At 44.7% G+C, this 7,039-nt stretch carries 8 protein-coding genes; all 8 read right to left on the reverse strand.

Annotation, left to right across the window (positions count from 1 at the left end; translation table 11 throughout):
• Positions 1 to 217: 217 nt before the first annotated feature.
• On the reverse strand, positions 218 to 547 hold the full coding sequence (locus HOL16_07200; GenBank protein MBT5390467.1) for an integration host factor subunit alpha: 330 nt from the start codon (positions 545 to 547) through the stop codon (positions 218 to 220).
• A 157-nt stretch (positions 548 to 704) separates the two neighbouring features.
• The gene (gene hscA, locus HOL16_07205; GenBank protein MBT5390468.1) at positions 705 to 2,552 is read right to left on the reverse strand and encodes a Fe-S protein assembly chaperone HscA; all 1,848 of its coding nucleotides are present in this window, start codon (positions 2,550 to 2,552) and stop codon (positions 705 to 707) included.
• A 12-nt stretch (positions 2,553 to 2,564) separates the two neighbouring features.
• Positions 2,565 to 3,164, reverse strand: coding sequence for a Fe-S protein assembly co-chaperone HscB (gene hscB / locus HOL16_07210; protein MBT5390469.1), 600 nt, complete (start codon positions 3,162 to 3,164; stop codon positions 2,565 to 2,567).
• A 10-nt stretch (positions 3,165 to 3,174) separates the two neighbouring features.
• Positions 3,175 to 3,525, reverse strand: coding sequence for an iron-sulfur cluster assembly accessory protein (locus tag HOL16_07215; protein ID MBT5390470.1), 351 nt, complete (start codon positions 3,523 to 3,525; stop codon positions 3,175 to 3,177).
• Between the two features lie 2 nt (positions 3,526 to 3,527).
• Complete coding sequence (gene iscU / locus HOL16_07220) at positions 3,528 to 3,914, reverse strand: Fe-S cluster assembly scaffold IscU (GenBank protein ID MBT5390471.1); 387 nt, start codon at positions 3,912 to 3,914, stop codon at positions 3,528 to 3,530.
• A gap of 14 nt (positions 3,915 to 3,928) precedes the next feature.
• Positions 3,929 to 5,140: an IscS subfamily cysteine desulfurase gene (locus HOL16_07225; protein ID MBT5390472.1), complete on the reverse strand. Its 1,212-nt coding sequence runs from the start codon at positions 5,138 to 5,140 to the stop codon at positions 3,929 to 3,931.
• Positions 5,141 to 5,162: 22 nt separating this feature from the next.
• Complete coding sequence (locus HOL16_07230) at positions 5,163 to 6,293, reverse strand: cysteine desulfurase (protein ID MBT5390473.1); 1,131 nt, start codon at positions 6,291 to 6,293, stop codon at positions 5,163 to 5,165.
• Positions 6,286 to 6,762, reverse strand: coding sequence for an Rrf2 family transcriptional regulator (locus tag HOL16_07235; GenBank protein MBT5390474.1), 477 nt, complete (start codon positions 6,760 to 6,762; stop codon positions 6,286 to 6,288). Before HOL16_07235 ends, HOL16_07230 begins: the two co-directional genes overlap by 8 nt.
• Positions 6,763 to 7,039: the final 277 nt, after the last annotated feature.

The raw sequence follows: 7,039 nt of genomic DNA on the forward strand, positions 1-7,039 counted from the left end.
CTGTTGTTGAGATTAGTTTGGCTTTTTATCTTTCCTTATTAAACCCCAATAACAGGAGGACCTGGTATTTTTGTCTGGTTTGTCGCTTCTTAAAGACAACAAAAATTAACTCACTCACCTAATTTTGCAATTTGCTCTTTCAGTAAATCAAAAGTAGTAAAATGATGTTATAAAGTTCAATTGAATAAGGAAGGAAAGCTGCCCTTCAACATTAGGGTTAAACGTCGTTAACCCGAACTTTAAAGTTTTGAGAGGCACGGAAAGAAACCACTTGTCTCTCGGAGATAACGGCCTCTTCTCCAGTCTTAGGATTTCGTCCCACACGTGGGTTTTTATGGCGCACAAGAAATGTCCCAAAAGAAGAAATCTTAACAGCCTCATTGCGAATCAAGGCATTACATATTTCATCAAAGAAGGCGTCCACAAACTGTGTGGAAAGCGACTTTGTATAGCCCACTGACTCTCCAATCCTCTCGTGAATAATCTCTGCCAAACGTGCACGCGTTAGCGTTTCAAGAGATGACGAGGATACGTTCTGAGTCTGCATGTTATATTCTCCCTAGTATTGCCCCCAACATGTTCACATTGGTAGTGGGCGAATTCTCTTGTTTTTATCAATTACGTATCTTCATATTATACGATTCCGATGAAAATTTCATCCTCAATTATCATTTAAATTGAATTTTTTTTAATTTTTTCCGGTACTAAGGCTTTTTTGTTCCGGTGCCAAGCCTTTTTAAAGCACTGCTTATCTGGCGCTCGGCATAAAAACAGGTTTCTTTATCCAAAAGTTTTCTAAAAGCCTCTACTTCCTCTCGATTCGAGGATCTAAGCACGATATTTCCCTTCTCCACAAGAGTTGTCAAATCAGAAAACTCACTCTTGTTAAGCAATTCCGTTTCGGTCTTTAATGAGCCTGACAAAACATTTAGGTCGGCCTCAAGTTTTATCTTACTCTCCAAAAGCAGGCGGCTTCTTATATCATCACTGCCATTCAGATAGCTCTCGGCAAGAATCTTCTCCATATCAGTTTGCGTCAACCCATAGGTGGGCCTAACATCAATGCTTTGTGCAGCCCCTGTTGTTTCTTCCCTGGCCGAAACGCTTAGGAGGCCATCTGCATCAACCGTAAACTGCACCTTAATGCGCGCCTTTCCAGCACCCATGGGGGGTATCCCCCGCAATTCAAACCGGCCAAGAGACCTGCAATCCTTAACAAATTCCCGTTCCCCCTGAACTATATGGATGGCCATGGCCGTCTGACCATCTTGAGACGTGGTGAACTCATGGCTTTTAGAAGCTGGAATTGGAGAATTTCTGGGGATAATTTTGTCAACCATCTCCCCCATAATCTCAACACCAAGAGACAATGGTGTCACATCTAGTAATAGAGTTTGCGCCCCGCTTGTCAAAGCCTCAGCCTGAATGGCGGCACCATGGGCGACAACTTCATCAGGATTTACATTTCCATAAGGATCCTGTTCAAAACACTTAGAAACCGCTTTCTGGACATAAGGAATTCTCGTAGAGCCGCCAACGAGGATGACTCCCTGAACTTCTGCAGGATTTAAAGAAACAGTCTGAAGAACCTCGCGACAGATTTTAAGAGTTCGTTCCACTGAGTCAGAAATAAGTTCTTCCAATTTTGAACGTGAGAGTGAGCATTTAATCTCTCCTTCAGGAAGTGGAAAAGAAACGTGACACACATCTCTGCTTGTCAGCTCTTCCTTTCCACAGCGAACAATTGACAAAAAAGAACTAACCGTACTTGGGGCAAAATCCTTAGATCTCTTTCCATGTAACTCTAAAAGTGAGTCCAAGACAAAAACGTCAAAATCATCTCCGCCCAACGCAGGATCTCCCCCGGTTGCCAGAACCTGAAAGACTCCCTTTTGGAGCTTAAGAAGAGAGACATCAAAAGTCCCACCGCCCAAATCATAGACAGCATAGATTCCTTCAACACCATTCTCAAGACCGTAAGCAAGGGCAGCAGCCGTAGGCTCGTTTATTAAGCGCAGAACTTCCATCCCTGCAAGTTTTGCAGCATCCTTGGTTGCTTTGCGAGCTGCTTCATCAAAATGGGCTGGAACGGTGAGAACACAACGATCTACATTCCCCTCAAGCTGAACTTCCGCCCTCTTCTTAAGATCTCGGAGTATTTCTGCAGATACCTCCTGTGGCGTAACACGCCTGTCGCCAACCTTGAGATACACTAAAGAATCATCTTCAGAGATGTCCTCGCTTAGATGGAATGAATGAGAGGATTGAAGTTGCTCAAGTTCTTTTCTCCCCAGTCCCATGAGGCGCTTCACAGAACGTATGGTAAGTGGAGAGGACGCTTCACCAACCTTTGGCTGAAGATCTTCTTGGAAAGAGACTATAGACGGCAAGAGCGACGCACCAGACTCCGATGAGAGCGTCCGAGGCATTTGCTCCTCGGAATAAGCTACCACCGAATTGGTTGTCCCCAAATCAATGCCCACCACATATCCCCTTCCTTCTTCATGGAGATCGGGTGTTTGCCCCGGTTCGTGAATTTGCAATAATCTCATGAAAGCATCACCTCAATGTTTTCTCAAACTAAAATCGTCCAGAAGCTTGGTATAATACTTTAGGCGATAAATAATTTTTACGGCCTGAGGTAAGTCACTACCAGACAATGTACGAGATAGTGTTGAAAAACCCTTTTCAATCTTGAGTCTTAGCTCATGATCAATTCCTTCCCTAGAGGCCGACTCATGGACTTTTTCATTCCATATCATCATTTCCTCAAGAAGCTCTACGTCTCTTAAACTGTCCCCCGCTTCAGTCGTATCAATGCCTTTGATAGCCAAAAAGTGCTGTGCACGCTTTAGAGGATCCTTCAAAATTGCGTATGCCTCGTTTACACAACTTGAATGGGCCACAGCACAGTTTTTCTCGCGATCGGTTTTGCCAACGAATTGGTCCGGATGAACTTTTGCTTGCTCTTCAAAATATGCCCTCTCAAGTTGGGCCATTTCCAACTCATATTGCACGGAAAGAAAAAGTCTTTGGAAGTGATCCATGGCCGCGGGTTCCTGGAGAGAGGCGCACTCTGGGCAGGTAAGATGTGAGGCTTCGATAGGAGCCTGACAAAACCAACAGTCCAGGTTACTTTGTAGGAAGTTTGCTGAATGAGACATTTAGAGCGCTCTATACATGGAATGATTCCCCACAACCACAGCGCCCCTTCTCATTTGGATTTTTGAAAATAAATCCAGATTGAAGCTTTTCTTCAATATAATCCATCTCCGTTCCCAAAAGAAACATGATAGCTTTCGGATCAATATAGAGAGTAATACCATCACACTCTATAACTTCATCATGTGAATTAAGGTTATCAGCATACTCAATCGTGTAGGAAAGCCCCGAACAGCCACGAGAACGAATGCTCACACGAATGCCAATAGAGGGCTTATTCCGTGAATCTAGTAGGTTTTTCACCTGATCAACTGCGGCTAGCGTTATGGTCAAAACTGGGGGTTTCTCTGGCGTCGCTTTCATGTCTATGCTTTTGAAGCCTTCCCTCGGTAATCGGAAACGGCGGCCTTAATGGCGTCTTCGGCAAGAACGGAACAATGAATTTTCACAGGAGGCAAGGCCAGATGGGTTGCAATTTCAGTGTTCTTTATACCTGCCGCCTCATCTAGTGTCTTTCCCTTAACCCAATCAGTAATCAGCGAACTAGAGGCAATGGCAGACCCACACCCAAAAGTTTTAAACTTGGCATCTTCGATGATGCCATCTGGTGATACCCGTATCTGAAGTTTCATGACATCACCACAGGCAGGCGCTCCCACAAGGCCAGTCCCTACATTTTCAGCATCCTTGTCTAAAGATCCCACATTTCTGGGATTCTCGTAATGGTCAATTACCTTTTCACTATAACCCATTTCTTTTTCTCCTTTTAATGTGCTGCCCAATTTATGGACTTGATATCAATACCTTCTTGAGACATTTCCCACAGGGGACTCATGGCTCTAAGCTTATTAACAGCTTCTACAATTTGCTCAACTGCCTGGTCAATTTCTTCTTCCGTTGTAAAACGACCAATCCCAATACGGAGAGATGTATGCGCTAAATCATCCTCCACACCCAATGCATAGAGGACATAGGATGGCTCCAGGGACGCAGATGTACAAGCAGAACCAGAAGATACCGAAAGATTTTTAATGCCCATCATAAGCCCTTCGCCTTCTACATGTGCAAAACTTAAATTCAAATTCCCGGGGATTCTCTTTTCCAAAGGACCATTTAGATACACCTCGTCAAGTTGATCCATTATGCCCTTGTAAAATCGGTCTTGCAGGGCCTGCAGCTTTTTGGACTCAAAGGCCATTTCCCGTGCTGCAATGGAGCAAGCTTCTCCAAATCCCACACACAGAGGCGTCGGAAGTGTGCCAGATCGCATTCCACGCTCATGACCACCGCCATTAATTTGGGCAACGAGTCTCACCCGAGGCTTGCGACGTACATACAGGGCGCCAATACCCTTTGGCCCGTACAGTTTGTGGGAAGAAATGCTCATCATATCAATGTTCATTTCATTAACGTCTAGGGTAATCTTACCGACCGCTTGCGCCGCATCTGTATGAAAGAAGACACCCTTCTGTCGACAAAGAGCTCCTATTTCCTTGATAGGTTGGATAACGCCAATTTCATTGTTTACAGCCATAATGGAAACTAAGAGCGTTTTATCCGTAATAGCCGACTCTAGTTCCTTTAGATCCACGTAGCCTTCGCTAGTTACAGGCATATACGTCACGTCAAAACCGTCTTGCTCTAAATGCCGACACGTATCCAGCACACACTTGTGTTCAATCTTGCACGTTATAATATGATTTCTTTTATCTTTATGGAACTGCGCAACTCCCTTGATAGCCAAGTTATTTGATTCGGTGGCCCCACTTGTAAAAACAACCTCCCGGGGATCGGCACCAATGAGACCGGCTATTTGGGCACGAGAATTCTCCACAGCTTTCTCAGCCGTCCAACCATGGGGATGGTTCCGAGAGTGGGGATTTCCAAAGTTTTCCGTAAAGTAAGGCAACATCTTTTCGACCACCCTGGGATCACAGGGCGTTGTAGATTGGTAGTCTAGGTATATATTCTTTGTCATATTCTCAGTCCTCTATCAATTCTTATGCCACATTCTTGTGATGGTTATGGTAAATTTTTTTCCAAGTTCGAATAAACTGCTCAACATGCTCCATAGGAGTGTCTGGCCCCAAACTAACCCGGATAGCTTCTGAGGCCTGTTGATCAGAAAAGCCCATGGCTTTTAATATGCGAGACGACTTTATTTTGCCCGAAGAACAGGCGGCTCCGGAACTAATGGCGATTCCCTCCAAATCAAAAGCAATCACCTGGGTGGAGTTTGGAACCCCTGGCATGGTCAAACTACAAGTATTTGAAAGACGTGGCGAATCTCTTCCTACAATTACCAGGTCGGGACATATTGACCTAAGGGCGTCTTCGATGACGTTTCTCTTCGACTCAAGCTCTTTGGTATTCCACTCTCCAATTATCTCAAGCGCGGCAGCAAATCCAGCTATACCAGAAACATTTTCGGTACCTGAACGACGACTTTTCTCTTGCCCCCCACCGAGATATAGAGGAACCATCGGCAACTCTTCTTTAGCAATGAGGGCTCCTACTCCCTGGGGACCGCCAACTTTATGGGCAGAAACAGTCAAAAAGTCTGCGTCCAGCTTATGGAAGGAAATTGGAATCTTCCCCAGTGCCTGAATGGCATCCACATGGACTAAGGACCCATGTTTGTGGGAAATAGAGACAATCTCTTCCACAGGATTCAGAATACCCGTCTCATTATTTGCAAGCAAAATAGAAACCAAGGCTGGTGTCTTTGCCTCTATGAGGGATTGCTCCAAAGCCTGTAAATCAACAATTCCTTGATTGTTGATAGGAACGAAATGATGGTCCAAGCCCGGTTGTTCGGTCACAACCCTGTGCACAGAATCATGTTCCGTTTCTGTCAAGATAATGGGAGATCGTTGGCTTCCCATAAGCACCATCGCATTCGCCTCAGTGCCACCACTGGTGAAAATAACCTGATTCGGATGGGCGCCCAAAAAAGTTGCTATGATTTCCCTTGATCGGTTCAATACTTGCTTTGCTTTCCGACCAGCCCCGTGGGTTGAAGATGGATTCCCCCCAAGTCGTAAAGCTTCCGCCAGAGCTGAAACAACTCCTTCAGGAGACGGGAAAGTTGCATTGTAGTCTAGATAAATGAAAGATGGCGAGTTAGACATAATATATCCTTGGCGCAGGCGCTTCTTTGGATAAATTCATCAGTTGGCTGGTACCAACCACGCGGCGTTCGCATACATCTTTTAAGGAAACAGAACGTAAAAATAAACTGACCTGATTTCCTAACTCCTCCCAAAGGGTGTGCACCAAACATCGAGAGCCTTTCTCCAAACATCCAACCGTCTCATGGGGGCTACAACGCGTTGCATGGAGAGTCTCACCTGCAGCAATCATAATATCCGCCACAGAAATAGCTTCCATCTCTCTAGCTAAGCGATATCCTCCTGAAGGACCACGGACACTTTCCACAATGCCCCCTTTCCGCAATCTTGAAAAAAGCTGTTCTAAGTAAGGGAGAGATATCTGTTGTTTCTCAGCAATAATAGACAATGGGAGCGCTTTTTCCGCGGAACTCTGTGCGAGTTCCACCATGGCCATAACAGCATATCGTCCCTTTGTTCCAAGATGCATTAAATTTTTCCTTCCATTTCCCTATTAAAGTGTGCCATTAATGTTCATCGAAAGCTGCCGGTTGGCATAAAAAATTATATACCTGACTTCTGTGGTCAACATTAAATATTTTTTCCATTAAGTCAAGTAAACTGGAAACCCAAAATCCGCGATAGAAAATTAAATTTCTCCCTCTAGTGTGAAGGGAAGCAGTTTTTCCGATCGAGAGTGAATTTTTTTAGGTGTTAAATTTTTAAATTGACCCAAAGCGCTAAAAGTTATTCTAACCCTGGGTTTA

The sequence above is a fragment of the Alphaproteobacteria bacterium genome (genome assembly GCA_018662925.1).
Taxonomy (GTDB): Bacteria; Pseudomonadota; Alphaproteobacteria; order 16-39-46; family JABJFC01; genus JABJFC01.